The 13,811-nt window shown below is 59.2% G+C and carries 10 protein-coding genes and 2 pseudogenes; 6 read left to right on the forward strand and 6 right to left on the reverse strand.

Features of this window, described 5'->3' with window-relative positions; translation table 11 throughout:
• Positions 1–3,173: LuxR C-terminal-related transcriptional regulator (locus GGD65_RS16770; RefSeq protein WP_183235958.1), on the reverse strand; the 3,173-nt coding region annotated here is incomplete at its 3' end.
• 191 nt (positions 3,174–3,364) lie between these two features.
• Here GGD65_RS16770 and GGD65_RS16775 point away from each other — a divergent pair.
• Complete coding sequence (locus GGD65_RS16775) at positions 3,365–3,676, forward strand: nuclear transport factor 2 family protein (RefSeq protein WP_177237550.1); 312 nt, start codon at positions 3,365–3,367, stop codon at positions 3,674–3,676.
• 336 nt (positions 3,677–4,012) lie between these two features.
• Entirely contained in the window at positions 4,013–4,801 is a 789-nt protein-coding gene (locus GGD65_RS16780; RefSeq protein WP_183235959.1) for a Crp/Fnr family transcriptional regulator, read from the forward strand.
• A gap of 602 nt (positions 4,802–5,403) precedes the next feature.
• Here GGD65_RS16780 and GGD65_RS16785 read toward each other — a convergent pair.
• Together GGD65_RS16785 and GGD65_RS16790 are read right to left on the reverse strand one after the other, a co-directional pair.
• Positions 5,404–5,673: pseudogene (locus GGD65_RS16785) on the reverse strand (hypothetical protein); the annotation flags it as partial.
• Between the two features lie 633 nt (positions 5,674–6,306).
• Positions 6,307–6,996: a response regulator transcription factor gene (locus GGD65_RS16790; protein WP_183235960.1), complete on the reverse strand. Its 690-nt coding sequence runs from the start codon at positions 6,994–6,996 to the stop codon at positions 6,307–6,309.
• Between the two features lie 948 nt (positions 6,997–7,944).
• On the opposite strand from GGD65_RS16790, the gene GGD65_RS16795 reads away from it, so the two are divergent.
• Positions 7,945–8,289, forward strand: a complete 345-nt coding sequence (locus GGD65_RS16795) for an H-NS family nucleoid-associated regulatory protein (RefSeq protein ID WP_179731073.1) — start codon at positions 7,945–7,947, stop codon at positions 8,287–8,289.
• A 49-nt stretch (positions 8,290–8,338) separates the two neighbouring features.
• Here the strand turns inward: GGD65_RS16795 and GGD65_RS16800 are convergent, their stop codons facing one another.
• A complete protein-coding gene (locus GGD65_RS16800) occupies positions 8,339–8,560 on the reverse strand; it encodes a hypothetical protein (protein ID WP_026202269.1) in 222 nt (73 codons plus the stop codon).
• Between the two features lie 331 nt (positions 8,561–8,891).
• Here GGD65_RS16800 and GGD65_RS16805 point away from each other — a divergent pair, with 331 nt between their 5' ends.
• Positions 8,892–10,067: a hypothetical protein gene (locus GGD65_RS16805; RefSeq protein WP_246783303.1), complete on the forward strand. Its 1,176-nt coding sequence runs from the start codon at positions 8,892–8,894 to the stop codon at positions 10,065–10,067.
• A gap of 15 nt (positions 10,068–10,082) precedes the next feature.
• Here GGD65_RS16805 and GGD65_RS41110 read toward each other — a convergent pair.
• A pseudogene (locus GGD65_RS41110) lies at positions 10,083–10,418 on the reverse strand (VOC family protein); the annotation flags it as partial.
• 119 nt (positions 10,419–10,537) lie between these two features.
• Positions 10,538–11,161, reverse strand: coding sequence for a GNAT family N-acetyltransferase (locus tag GGD65_RS16815; protein WP_246783304.1), 624 nt, complete (start codon positions 11,159–11,161; stop codon positions 10,538–10,540).
• Positions 11,162–11,311: 150 nt separating this feature from the next.
• Here GGD65_RS16815 and GGD65_RS16820 point away from each other — a divergent pair, with 150 nt between their 5' ends.
• Positions 11,312–13,171, forward strand: coding sequence for an HAD-IIIC family phosphatase (locus tag GGD65_RS16820; protein WP_312017711.1), 1,860 nt, complete (start codon positions 11,312–11,314; stop codon positions 13,169–13,171).
• A complete protein-coding gene (locus GGD65_RS16825; RefSeq protein WP_038946211.1) occupies positions 13,158–13,400 on the forward strand; it encodes an acyl carrier protein in 243 nt (80 codons plus the stop codon). The genes GGD65_RS16820 and GGD65_RS16825 overlap by 14 nt, the downstream gene beginning before the upstream one ends.
• The last annotated feature ends 411 nt before the right edge of the window (positions 13,401–13,811 follow it).

Below are 13,811 nucleotides of genomic sequence, written 5' to 3' on the forward strand. Positions count from 1 at the left end.
AGCTCCGCTGGCTCCGAAGCGGACTGTGAGTTGCCGCGGCCCGGGCTACCAAGGCCTGGCTCACCAGGGTCGGCTGCTTCCGGTGGTTTTGCAGAGGTTGAGTGCCCCGAATTGCCGTGCTCCACACCATCTGCTTCTGCCGTCTTCGCTGACCCTCGCGAAGCGTCCGAAGCGGGGGGATGATGCTCGTTGTCATTGCCGACGCCATTTCCCCGTATGAAGCCAGCTTCAGTCAACTCCGGTGGCTTCGAAGCGTGCTGGGAGTTACCGCGGCCCGGGCTACCAAGGCCTGGCTCACCAGGGTCGGCTGCTTCCGGTGGTTTTGCAGAGGTTGAGTGCCCCGAATTGCCGTGCTCCACGCCATCTGCTTCTGCCGTCTTCGCTGCCCCTCGCGAAGCGTCCGAAGCTGGGGGATGATGCTCGTTGTCATTGCCGACGCCATTTCCCCGTATGAAGCCAGCTTCAGTCAACTCCGGTGGCTTCGAAGCGTGCTGGGAGTTACCGCGGCCCGGGCTACCAAGGCCTGGCTCACCAGGGTCGGCTGCTTCCGGCGCGTTTGCAGAGCTTGAGTGCCCCGAATTGCCGTGCTCCACGCCATCTGCTTCTGCCGTCTTCGCTGCCCCTCGCGAAGCGTCCGAAGCGGGGGGATGATGCTCGTTGTCATTGCCGACGCCATTTCCCCGTATGAAGCCAGCTTCAGTCAACTCCGGTGGCTTCGAAGCGTGCTGGGAATTGCCGCGGCCCGGGCTACCAAGGCCTGGCTCACCAGGGTCGGCTGCTTCCGGTGGCTTTGCAGAGGCTGACTGCCCCGAATTGCCGTGCTCCACACCATCGGCTTCTGCCGTCTTCGCTGACCCTCGCGAAGCGTCCGAAGCGGGGGGATGATGTTCGTTGTCATTGCCGACGCCATTTCCCCGTATGATGCCAGCTTCAGACAACTCCGCTGCCGCCTTTGCAGACCCTGGCTCCGAAGCGTGCTGTGAACTACCGCCCGCTTCGGTGCTAGAGCCCCCGTTGATCGGCTCATTCTTCGATGTGAGATTTTCAACTGCCGTCACCGTCGCGCTATGAGCAAGCACGATCGGTGATACATGAGCCGACGGGGCGGACCCATCATCGTTCTCATCCGTTGTATTCACCGAATCGCTAGTGAAGGTTCTGAACCTGGTCGCTCCCCCTAAGCCGGTCCGAGCCTGCCCGAATTCGAACCTCAGGCCGTCATCGGCAAGAGTGTTCCAGACTGCAGCGGCTCCGAGTGTGCTCTCGCTCGTCCCGATAATTATGTGGGTACTGTCCGCATCCAGAACAGCTTCGGTTGCGGTCGCCGATGTCAGCGCTTCTTCGAGCTGCTCCAAGGTGATCGCGACAAACGTGCCTTCCGGCTGGCCGGCGAAATCCGCCTCTGCAATGGAGACGATCCCCTGCAGATGGATTTCCAGCAGGCCCCGGTCCCCGACATCAAGAGTCCGATCGGTCGGATTCACGTAGACGATCGTTTCGTTGGTTGCGGGATTGTAGATCCAAGCGAGGGTATGCGGCGGTATAGACTTGCTTGCTGCTGTCATATGGAGCCAGGCAAGCGCTCCGAAAGCGGCAAGATTGATCCTGCTCGATCCAGATGCGAAATCGAAGCCGGAGTGGGAAGAGGTCGAATGGGAATCGATCGGGGAGCGAAAAACAACGTTTTCGCCAACGTTGCCGCCCATCAGTTGATCGCGGCCATCTCCGCCAATACCGGCACCGCGACCAGAGCCCAGTGAGCCAAGAGGTTCCTGCAGGTTGTCATCCGCAGCGCCATGGCTCATTTGGCTCGAAGTGCCTTCTCCAGCGACGCGTTCGTCGCCGGTGGTCACAAGCGCGGCAGGCAGGCGCAAATCGTGCAAAGGGAAAGCCGGAGGCGAGCCGTCTACATCATTGGTATCAGCATCGGCTATTGCGGCCAGTTTTGTGTTCGCATTCTCGCCGGTGACCACCACGAAGCTGTCGATCGGCGCTTTGCCCGGGTCATGCGATTGCACGGCAAGATGGGGGTCGTTCAGTGCGTAGATCAACGCACCGGTCAGAGTGGCGAAGGTGCCATACCCTCCGTGAGTCAACGTCGGCGTGGACGCAAGCCGCGGGAATTGATGTTCCGCAGTCGGGTCACCAACGATCTGTGTGTCGCTGGTTCCCCGCAGTAATGGCGTAGGAAGATTGGGCGTGCTCGATCCAACTGGGCCGTAGTCTTTCCATGGTTTGGAGCCTACGGATTGCTCAGCCGGGCGCAGCCCTTCCATTGCCGCCGTCGGGTTCGCGACCAGGCTCGCCTTGGCGAAGAGGTCCCTCTCGGTGGGCGTCTCGCCGGAGTCCCAGAGCACGAGGTGTCGGAGAATAGCTCTTTTCCAGGGCTCATATTCGGCATGCTCTCCAGCGCGACCGGCGCCATCGTCATCTGGATCCACATCGTTCGCTTCCGACGCCTTGAGTTCGTCCGCAATTGCGAACGCCAGAAACGCCAGCGCAGGCAGGCCGAAACCGGACGGGCGCTGCAACAACGCGAGGGTAGCGAGCACAGTTCTGTTGGTAATTTCAAGCTTCTGAAATATGTTGTACAGGTGTACTTTGACTGTCCCTGGGGAAACGTTTAGCTGGCGCGCGATCTCCTTATTCGACATTCCTTCTGAGACTAGCTGTACAATTTGACGTTCCCGGTGCGTCAACAGCTCCAGCATCGTTTCAATTTTGCCGCCGCCGTCAGTTCCCTCGCCGGCTGGAAAGAGATCGGATTGCTCGGGCGACACGCTGCGCTCTGTCATCAGCCGCAGTAATCGCAGCATAGTGGCCGAGGAAGCATGCTTCGAGATTGCGCTGGAGGCGCCAGCAGCAATAGCTGCGGCCAGATCGTGATCTGCTTCGGATTCGGTAAACAACACCAAGCGCGTGGAGAGATCCTCAGCTTTCGCAATCGCGAGGATCTCGGGTACCGTCAGATCTGGCAGGTTGTCAGCAACAAGCGTGACGTCGGGTCTCAAATTCCGAATTGCTTCGAGGCACCTTGTCCCATCGCTGCATGATGCGACAACGTCGAAGTCCTGCTGTGCCCCGAATACCGACTTCAGTCCCTGTAGAACGATCGGTTGTCGATCTACGATCAGAAGCCGGATCCGTCTCTGCTTCACAGACACGTCTAACATTGGAACTCTGCCTCGGCCCGGCCATCTATGTACTTCGGCATATGGCCGGGGCCAAGCGGGATTATTAAAATACAATTAATAGAATAGGGAAAGAGGGTAATAGAGTAGGGAAAGAGGGCCCAACGGCTTAAAAATGACCCAAAATCGCAAGCTTTTATGGTATTTAGGTGAGAAATATATCATTTGACCCAATGGCCATTGCGATTGACTGGCTTGACGCTTACCGCGCGGGCGACATCGAGGCGATCTTAGAAATGTATGCCGAAGGTGCCGTGGTTCGCTGCGGCTGCGGGGGCGTCAAGACCGTTACCGGCCACGAGGCACTTCGTGCCTATTGGATTGATCGCCTCCGAGAATATCCGGCGGGTACATTGAACGATCTCAATCCCTCGCACGACGGGACCATTATCTCGTACGTCACCAAGAGTGGTGTCATGAGTGCGCTCTTCTCGTTTGACGTTACCGGGAGGATCAAGGAGCTGGACTGCAGTCCCTGCCACTAGACCCGCGGCGCGATCCAAGCCCGCGTTGGGTCACGTGTTGGCCTTGCAGTGCAAAGCCGGCGTTCCCGTACGAACGCGTCGTTGCGAGCCCGTTGCGTGCCACTCCTTAGCGATGGCATGTCGAAGGACGATACGCCTTCAGCGTCTTCAACGCGGATATCGGTGGGCCATATTCCTACGTCGCGGCATGCGATTGTCGGGCCGCCCGCGCGCGCCATCGATCACGGGAACCATATCTGTGGTGGTCGGTTGGCTTGCTGTTGAGCTGCACTCCGCAGAGCGGCTCAACACATCGGCATGAGTTCTAGTGCCGAGTATCCGTCGGGAGCCAATCCCATGATGGACCATGCGACTAGAATTGGTAATCGTTTGTTAGCAGCGTTGCCGCCAGCGGATTTTGCTTTGCTAGCGCCTCATCTGCGGAAAGTCGTGATCGAACGCAATTCCGTGCTCATCCGATCGGGCGATCGGATCGAACATCTTCTCTTCCCCCTCAGCGGCGCGATCGCCGCGATCACGGAGCTGCCGAACGGGCAGACAGTTGCCACGGCGATAATCGGGCATGAGGGCGCTGTGGGTTTGACGACAGCATTTGGCGCATCCGCCGCGCCCGCGACCGCGGTCGTCCGCCTATCCGGGGCCGCGCTGCAGATCTCGCCTGCGCAATTCCTGGCAGCCCAGCATCGCAGCCCCGCAATCGCATCCATGGTGCAGGTCTTCACGATGTCGTTGTTGACGCAACTCCAGCACGTGGCGGCCTGCAATGCGCTGCATTCCGTCGAAGCGCGCTTAGCGCGCTGGCTTCTCCACATCCACGATCGTGCGAATGAAGGTGACCTGCTCCCGCTGACGCAAGAAACATTGTCGGAGTTGCTCGGCGTTCGCCGCACCACCGTCACGCATGTCGTGTGCACAATGCGCGCGTCAAGAGCGCTGAAATCCAGTCGGCGCGGCCAGCTCGAGATTGATCGGCCGCGGCTCGAAGCCGTGGCATGCGAGTGCTACAAGGTCATGAGTCGCAGAATCGATCGGATAGTCTCGCACGGCGCGGTCGGGCTCATTCCTGGGGCTCCAGCGCGGCACCCCCGCTCACCCGGTAGCCGAATAGCCGGGACAGGCTCGTAGGCCGGTTCGCTTTCCCGAGCCATCCGCACGCACCGCTTCGGTCATCCATTTGCTTTGGGACGCTCGCTACAACACCGCGATTTATTGAAACCAAGCAGCACGGGCATGAGCTTCGCCTGTGCGAAGCTGGAACGACTGCCCGCGGTCCGAGCTCGACATGGGGGACTGTCCGCCTTGCGCAGCTTGCGCTGACGATTCTCTTCTCGACCTACCCGGTCTCTGAGCTTCTCGAGTTCTGCGAGCTGAGCGACAAGCGCTTCGAGACGCTCTCGAAGAAGGGCCGCAGGATTCTGCGCTCGAATGCGGGTATTCATGACACGCCTCCTGACCGAGTCTCCCGGGAGGCCGCTCGGCTGGCCAGATATGCTTTCGGCCTCGCGTTTGACCTGTCGGAGCACAAGGCCCCGGCCCGGCTTGGCCGCACGGCAGCCCGTCGAGCTCCTTCATGGGATGAGAAGATCTTACCGGCTGGATTGGGTTGCGCTGGAAATTTGAGTACTAGCTCCGGGGCAATCGGCCTTGCGCTTTTCCTCGTCTTCTTCTGCGCAATCGACCCCACCATCTGCACTTGGAATTCCAGAGCCGCCGCCGGTCGCGAAGGGCCCTTTTGCATTGCCTCCGCCAGCACCGACCCCGCCGCTACCGCCGGATCCGCCGCCGGATGTCCCTCCGGCACGAGAAGATCCAGCAGAGCTACCACCAGGTGCTCCCCCACCCCCTGATGATCCGCCGCTGGAGCCCTCCGCGGCGGCCGCGGACGACCGATCATTGTCGAAGAACGACTGGCCGCTGTCGCTTTGCCTCGGCCCGTGCAGGCCGCCCGAACGGGCAATGGCTTTTGAGGTCAGGGAGGTGGACAGAAGCAGCGTCATGGCAGGGGGCGTCACGGCTGCAAATCTTCCGCAGGTCTTCAAAAACTCCCGCCGGTCGTCATCCTCGTTGCCGTCACGGGTCACGATGCGCCTCCTCGATTTAAAACGATATTTAGATTATTATATATTAAATAGATTTTCAACCAAGAATTTTCTTTACCTGGCGAGAGGTTGCTGAACGTGCGCATGCTCGGGACTGAAACTCGGCAATTTGCCGCGCTTCCCCCGATTTTCCGAGCACACTCGCCCGACGCACCGATTTGAGTTGCTTCCCGGAATTTAATTTAGTTAAATTAATTAACCACCGGGCGGGGCCCGGTTACAATGGATCACTGCGATGCCACTGCAATTCTATCGGTCCGTCCGGGACATGGAGATCTGGAGTGCGAGCAGCCACGGCTTCTCGTTCGTGATCAGTTTCGAAAGCCCGGGAGGTCCGGGCTTTCACGGACGCTTCGGCTACCTGGCGAGTTGGCGACCGCTCCACATCAACCAAGCCGCAATCAAGATTGGCGGCTCGCCCTTTCGAACGTTGTCCGAGGCCGAAGGGGCCTGCCTCAACATGATTGAGCATCTGGCACCGCGATAGGCCGCCCCTCGCGCAAACTCCCGAACGCGCGCCAGACGTACCCGTCAATTCGCGCTGGCGGGATCCTGACGCAACAGATTAGGGGAATCCGGCTCATCTGGCGCTGCATGCAGCTCCCTTCGCGAGATCGCCAATGCTGCGAGAACCGTACGATTGCTGATTTCCAGCTTCTGGAAGATATGATGAAGGTGGACCTTGATCGTACCGTCGGCAAGATTCAACCGACGCCCAATCTCCTTGTTCGATAGCCCCTCCGATACGAGCCGCATGATCTGCCGCTCCCGGTCCGTTAGTTGCGTCAGGGGCTTCACACCGGCGAGGTCGTCCTCGCTGATGTGCCCAGTGCTCGGCGAGGCCGCAGCTTGGCCCTGGGCAGCTTTCCGCAGGGTTGCGACCAGCATCTCCACGTCCGAATCCTTCGAGAGGACGATGCAGGCGCCGTCCAAGGTCAGCCTTTTTAACTCACTGTCGCCCGTGATACCGGTGAAGAAGATTACCGGAGCGCGTGCGCCGACGGCGTTTGGACGAGCGAGGATCTGCTGTCGACTGAAGTCGGGCAGTGCAGCATCGACAAGCGCCACGTCCGGTGCAAGAAATCGAATTGCCTCGATACAGCTTGCGCCATCGCCGCAGGAAGCAACGATCGCAAAATCACGCTGCGCCGCAAGAACGCTCCTAATTCCTTGCAAGACGATCGGGTGTCGATCAGCGATAACAATTCTGATGCGGCGCATGCTTCCCTTGCCTGTTGCTAACAACCCCCCTTGCGGCCGTTTAATCCCACTCTCCTTTTGAGACGCGCGGGTTATAGCCAGCCAGCTCCGTCAATAATGTCGCAGGTCTTAGATCGGAGACAGCACCTGACGGCAACGCTCGATGGCCACACTATCGTAACTCGCCCAGAGAATGCGTGCAGCACCGTAAGAATGCGGTGCTCGATCCAAAATTCGAAACCGCGAATTCTACGAGGATAATGACATTCCGACTACAATTTCTGATGGTTTCAATCTGAAAATAATCGCCAGGAATGTCCATCGGCGTACTAAGGGGGCGAGTCGCTATTATGGTCAACATCCAACTAACTTAGTTAGAGCCGAATATTACGAACGATATATAGGGACATTCACGATTCAAATCTAACATTCGACGAAGTTTCATTGAAGCGAGGCCGTTCGTGAACGCCCTCGCTCTGGGAAGGGAGGCGAGAAAAGTATTACTATTCATCAAAGCAATGGCTGGTAACAGAACAAGGCCGCGGTTGATCGTGGCACATGTAGTACCGCTGGAAGTCCAGTACTGCGTTTGAAGCCAAATTTCGATAATTCAGCAAATTCAATGATTAGCACGGGCGTCGTTAGCAATGAGTAGGTGTTCACATGTATTCTTCGGCAGTTTTGCGTCAAACACATAAGGCCCTCGTCGTTCAATTCACCGAATTGCAGAACTTACGTAGTCGCGTATTGAAAGCAGAGGAGCGATTGCTCGCGCCCAAACGACGAGCCCACGGACGGAGGGCGTTTAGGAAGCGACCGCCCGGTCGGAGATACAGTCTCAACCGCTAGCACTAGGTACTGCGCTGCACACGAGCGCCGCCACGCGCCCGGATCGCGCTTGCCCAACCCTGCTATGTCCTGATAATGCCCGCTCTTGATTCGGTTCGGAAGTAGCTGGGGACGGCTTCCATGGAGAAGAGTGACTGGGCCAACTCGACCACGGCCGAGCTGTGGCGGCTTTACGATGAGGTCACGACCGTTCTCAGTCGGAGGATGACCGCGGAAAAGGCCAAGCTTGAAGAGCGGCTGCGCAAAATTGAGGGGACCGCCGTTTCGTCCCCGAACGGGGAACGGCCGCGCCGCCCCTACCCCCCGGTGTTGCCGAAATACCAGAACCCGAAGGACCCGGCCGAGACCTGGTCCGGTCGCGGCAAACAGCCCCGCTGGCTGAAAGCGCAGCTTCGAGCCGGTAAGAAGCTAAATGATCTCCTAATCGACCGCTCGTCGGCCCAAAGGCGCCGCCGGACCGGCTGAGCCTCCGATTCTCGGACGTGCGCTCGGGACGGTGAGGCTTCCTTTGCCTTTAGCGGTTGCCATCCGGTTTCCCATTGGGGCTGCCATCGCCACCGTTGTTGCCGTAGCCATTGTTGCCCTGCACAATTCGACCGCCGGAACTGGCGATGGCGGTGGAGGTCAGCGAGGTGGACAGCAACAGCGTCATAGTCGGAGGTGTGACGGCTGCAAATTTTCCACAGCTCTTCAAGAACTCGCGACGATCTTCACTGGCGGGGTCGAGGTGGGTCATCAGCGTTATCCTGCAATCGTCGGTCAGCAAAAATAGACCGAAATTGGATCTACGGCAAATTAAATTTGTTAATTCAACAATTTCAAATTACCGAGTTCTCCACCACGTTGTACCATGGCTAAGGTGCTGATTGAGGCGCTGCGGTCGCGTCCTTGAGGTGCACCGCTGCACATTATTGACATTAATAAATAGATTTATTATTATAATAAATATATTATTTAACTTGCAATCAACTTCACTCATAAAGTCCGTTCGGCGCGCAGGGGCTCAGCCAAACTCGACCATATATTTACGCGCGTTGTTCCCAAGGTGGCAAAGCGAAAGGCAGTTCATGACAGCAACCGAGGCCGGAGCAGCGTTCAGGCAATTGCGATCCGGCTTCGATACGCCCTTGCGACCAGGATTCTCATTGCCGCGTCTCGGTGGCCTGATGAGCCGAGCCCTTGCGGGAACACTCCTGGACCTCTCTGAACTAACAGTTCTCACTGAGGCCGCGACCGGGGCCTACGCCGTGACAGCCGTCCTTGCGGCCATGGCCGGAGCCAGGCACGTCTATGCCTTCACGAAAGCTACACGGCACGGCACAGCAGCCGATGCCAGGCAACAGACGCTAGAGCTTGCAGATTCGGTCGGCGTGGCCGATCGCATCGACGTCTTGGAGCAGATCACCCCGGACATCCTCCAGCAAACCGATATTGTAACGAACAGCGGCCATCTTCGGCCCCTTACCGCTGCGCTCATTGATAAATTACCGAGGGACGCCGTCATCGCCTTGATGTTTGAGACCTGGGAATTTCGCCCCGAGGACCTCGACATGGAAGCATGCTTGCGGCGCGGAATTCCCATCGTCGGCGTGAACGAACGCCACCCGTCAGTCGATGTCTTCTCGTTTCTCGGTCCGCTGTGCGTGAAGCAACTCCACGATTGCGGCTTATCCGTTTACAAGAATCGCATTGCTGTGCTGTGCGACAATGATTTTGTTGGCTCGCTCCGCGCTGGTCTGGCGAACTCTGGAGCGAGCGTGGACACCTTCGACGACGCCCAGGCAATGTATCGCGACGAGTGGGATGCAGTCATCGTCGCGCTGCGACCAGCGGCTGAGCCCCGCATCGGTTCGCCGGAAGCGACGCACCTCGCTGCTTGCGTGCCCGCTGGTGCCATTGTCGTGCAGTTTTGGGGCGATATGGATCGGACCGTATTGTCAGCAAATGGATTGGGCGTTTGGCCAACAGCGCCTCCGGCATCGGGGCACATGGGCATCCTCCTGTCGGAGATTGGCCCTGAACCGATCGTGAGACTGCAGGCAGGCGGCCTCCGCGCTGCTGAGTGGGTGCGGCGCAGTAGACCAGTTTCATCTGACGGAGTCGCGCAAATCGTCGCTCAGCCCCGATCGAGCTTTCGCCAATTCACGCCCGATCCCCGCCTCGATGAGCTCGATGAGCGTGAGCGTCGCGGAGGCGAGAAACACGATGCGACGCATGTCGAACGCGACGGCGGGCGCGGGTGACGATACGGGAAGATACGATCGCTCCCTGAAGTGAGCGATCGCGTCGTCGAAGCGGGCCACTTCGTAAGCAAGATGATAGAATTTGCTGCCGCGCTTCAGAACGCCCATCACGGGCGATTGTGGGCTGGCCGGCTCGATGAGTTCCAGGCGCGGACCGCCGCCCGACACGAACTGAATCCGAACCTGCTGGATCGGATCCTCGAAGATTGGTCCTTCAGGACGGTAGCCAGTCGTCGCGAGCTCCGGCAACTCCGTTGCGATATTCCGGCACGCCATTCCCAAATGATGAAAATGCAACTCCATCTGCCAGTCCTCTTTCCCCTGCCAGCGCGCCAAGACGCAAGTGTCCATGGTCCACGCGCTGTCCGCGAGGTGCCCTCGGGGACGGACAACACCCAGTTCGGGCGTGAAATCCGTCGCCTCCGGAAGCGCGATGCACCGCTGCCGCTCTCCGGACAGCCGCGCAGAAGCTAACTTTCCCTGGCATCGAGGAGCAGCGCCGACCAGGCTTGCTTTAACCGCGGATAATCCTCACGCGACATCCGAAATGTAATCACGTCGTCGCCGTTCCACCAAGCGTTCGGCGCGATCTCGTCGATCTGGAATCCAAGGCGAACATGGAAGTTCTTCGCCGGCCCGTTCCGGCTTTGCACGTTGGCGACGACGGCCGAAAGCCCCAGCTGCACGAACGCAAACGCGAGCAGCAGATCGAAGATCTCGGCCAGAAAGAGCCGCGCGCCCGGATCGACGATCAACCGCGCCACCTCGCCGCGCTTCGTTGCGAAATCCAGGTTCGCAATCGCGATGCTGCCGGCCGGTTTTCGCGAACGCTTGAACTCGGCAATGAAATAATAGTCGTCCGCCCTGCTCTGGTAGCTTCGGAAAAACTCTTCCTGCCGGGCTAAAGTCAGCTTTTCTCGCCCCATGAACTTGCCGAGCACGGGGTCATTCCGCCAGGCGATGATTTGCGCCGAATCGTCCAGCCTGACCTCCCGGAGGACCAAGTTGTTCCCTTCGGGAAGCCGCTTGAGATTCTCAGCCTTGGTGAAAAGCGTGTCCGAGCTCGATGGTCCCAGTTCCGCATGCGCCGTCATTTATCTACGCCATCCCAATTTAACAAATTTAAATATATTTAATTGACCCAACCTCTATCATGATTTAATTTAGCGGACAATCAAATGATGCCGCCTTCGCTGGGGAGACTCGCTATTCTCGCTGCTGCACCCGTCTTGCCGGACCGGCCTGTGAATGACGCCGAACTCAAGTCCCTGGCGCTGTCCGGCGATGCCGCGTTCTGGGGACATCTCGCCGTCCGCTCGCGGCACGCGATGAGCTTTTCCGAACTGTTTTTTCTGTCGACGCTTCGAAAAAAGGCCAAGCTGCACGCGGCCGAGAGTGTCCAGCCAAGACTCCGCCTTGCCTTGATCGGCGGCTACAACCTTTATCCGTTGCACGAACTGGTCGAACATCTCCTGGCCGTTCGCGGCATCGCGTGCGAACGCTTTCTCGGCGAGTACGATAATTTCGTCTCGGAGGTCCTCGACGACTCGAGCCCGCTGTACGCCTTCAAGCCGGATATCGCCTTCATTCTGCCGAACGGAAGCCGCTGCCGGTTTTCCGGCTCGCTGCTCGATGCCATGGAAAGCCAGCGCGAAGCTGCAGTTGGCGCCGCGGAGCACCTCCTCAGCCTGGCGCGGACCTTCATCGCACGTTCGGGGGCGGCGGTAATTCTCGCCAATCTTGCGCTGCCTGCCGAGCTCGGGCTCGGCTCGTTCCGTTCACGCACGCTTGGCGCCGATTGGAGTTTCCGCAAAGCGGTGAACCTCGAGCTCGGGCTCCGGGCGCCAGCCGAGGTGCAAATCTGCGACGTCGAGTTCCTCTCGGCACGCCGAGGGATCACGGCCGCGGAGGATGCGCGAGCGTGGTATGAATCGAAGCAGCTCGGCTCACCTGATTTTCTGGTGGATGTCGCGCAAGAGCTCAGCCATCTGATCGCCTCCCGTAAGCAAGGCCCCAAGAAGGTGCTGGTGCTCGATCTCGATCACACGCTCTGGGGCGGTGTGATCGCGGAGGACGGCATCGAGGGAATCGAGCTCGGCGACTCCTCGCCCCGCGGCGAAGCCTTCAAGGCCTTCCAGAAATACCTTCTTGCGCTTTCCGAGCGCGGCGTGCTGCTCGCGGTCTGCAGCAAGAACGACCATGCGCGCGCGGTCGAGGTCTTCGAGAAGCATCCCGAGATGGTTCTCCGCCTGGAGCATTTCGCGGCCTTCAAAGCCAATTGGGACCCGAAGTCCGACAATTTGCAGCGGATCGCGGATGAACTGCACCTCGGCCTGGACAGCTTCGTCTTCGCCGACGACAACCCGGCGGAAATCGAGATCGTGCGCCAGTTTCAGCCCCTGGTCGAAGGCGTGCTCCTCGGGCCGGACCCCGCCGAGTTCATCGGCCGCCTCCAGGCCGGACGCCATTTCGAGCCGCGGACCGTCACGGAGGAGGATCTCGGGCGGACGGCGCAGTACAGGCAGGAACGGCGACGTACGGAGCTGGCGGCGAGCGTGACCGACATGCCAGCCTACCTCGCCTCGCTCGAGATGCGGGCTACGATCAAGGAGTTCGACGCGCTCGACCTGCCCCGCATTGCCCAGCTGATCGCGCGCAGCAACCAATTCAACCTGACGACGGTCCGTCGCTCCGAAACCGAGATCCAGGGGCTCCTGAGCAGACCGGACTACCGGTGCTTCACGATGCGGCTCGAGGACCGGTTCGGTGATTCCGGGCTCATCTCCGTGGTCATTGCAAAGGTCGAGGACGGCGTCTTCGTGATCGACACCTGGCTCATGAGCTGCCGCGTGCTCAAGCGCCAAGTTGAGGACGAGATCATGATTGAGATTTTTCGGATTGCAGAGGTCGCCGGCTGCGCAAAAGTGCGCGGCATCTATCTTCCGACAGCCAAGAACGGGATGGTCGCCGGAATCTACGAGGCGTTTGGATTCGTGCGTACGGAAGACTCCGCCGCCCGAAAAGAGTTCGAGCTCGAGGTGGGGAAGTATCAGATTCGGTCGACAAAGATACGCGTAACCCGGAGGGCTTATGAAGCAGGCTGAAGTACTGGCGAAGTTGCAGGAAGTATTCGACGGCATCTTCCTCGATAAGGTCGCAGCCAAGCCCGAGCTCTCGGCGGCGGACGTCGAGGAGTGGGACTCGCTCATGCAGATCTCGCTCGTCATCGCCGTCGAGCAGAAGTTTCGCGTACGATTCCGCGTGGGCGAGGTCGAGGCGGCGCGGACCCTGGGTGAGTTCGCCGATCTGATCGCGAAACGGATGGAGCCATAAGAGCTGGACGGCGAAGGTAGAACGCGGGAATACGCGGCGCGCCACCCGCTTTTGGTGTCTTGCGCCCCGAACTGCCGGCGTACGCGGTGCCGCTTCCCGAAACCTCCAGCGCGAAGCCCCACCAGGCAGTTGTTCATGCGCTGAGGCCAGGAGCGAACACACCCTTCAAGAGAAATTGAGATCCGTGCACACGCTGGTTGCTTCACAAGCGGAATAAAAGATGAGACAAATAAATATATAATTTATTTAACTTTGCCTTCCATTAAATCACTGAGTGCAGGAATCGACTTACGCGGGAGAACAAAATGGCCAGTTTGTTCACCACCCAGACGCCGTCCATCACCAACGCCACCGACGGGACAGGCGCGGATTATGAGCTGGGGATGCGCTTCACCGCCAGCACGCCCGGCA

It is taken from the genome of Bradyrhizobium sp. CIR18 (genome assembly GCF_014198295.1).
Taxonomy (GTDB): Bacteria; Pseudomonadota; Alphaproteobacteria; order Rhizobiales; family Xanthobacteraceae; genus Bradyrhizobium.

Coding starts and splice junctions, on each gene's coding strand:
- GGD65_RS16775 (WP_177237550.1), top strand. CDS start 3,365: ATGGCCATTGCGATTGACTGGCTTGACGCTTACCGCGCGGGCGACATC.
- GGD65_RS16780 (WP_183235959.1), top strand. CDS start 4,013: ATGATGGACCATGCGACTAGAATTGGTAATCGTTTGTTAGCAGCGTTG.
- GGD65_RS16790 (WP_183235960.1), bottom strand. CDS start 6,996: ATGCGCCGCATCAGAATTGTTATCGCTGATCGACACCCGATCGTCTTG.
- GGD65_RS16795 (WP_179731073.1), top strand. CDS start 7,945: ATGGAGAAGAGTGACTGGGCCAACTCGACCACGGCCGAGCTGTGGCGG.
- GGD65_RS16800 (WP_026202269.1), bottom strand. CDS start 8,560: ATGACCCACCTCGACCCCGCCAGTGAAGATCGTCGCGAGTTCTTGAAG.
- GGD65_RS16805 (WP_246783303.1), top strand. CDS start 8,892: ATGACAGCAACCGAGGCCGGAGCAGCGTTCAGGCAATTGCGATCCGGC.
- GGD65_RS16815 (WP_246783304.1), bottom strand. CDS start 11,161: ATGACGGCGCATGCGGAACTGGGACCATCGAGCTCGGACACGCTTTTC.
- GGD65_RS16825 (WP_038946211.1), top strand. CDS start 13,158: ATGAAGCAGGCTGAAGTACTGGCGAAGTTGCAGGAAGTATTCGACGGC.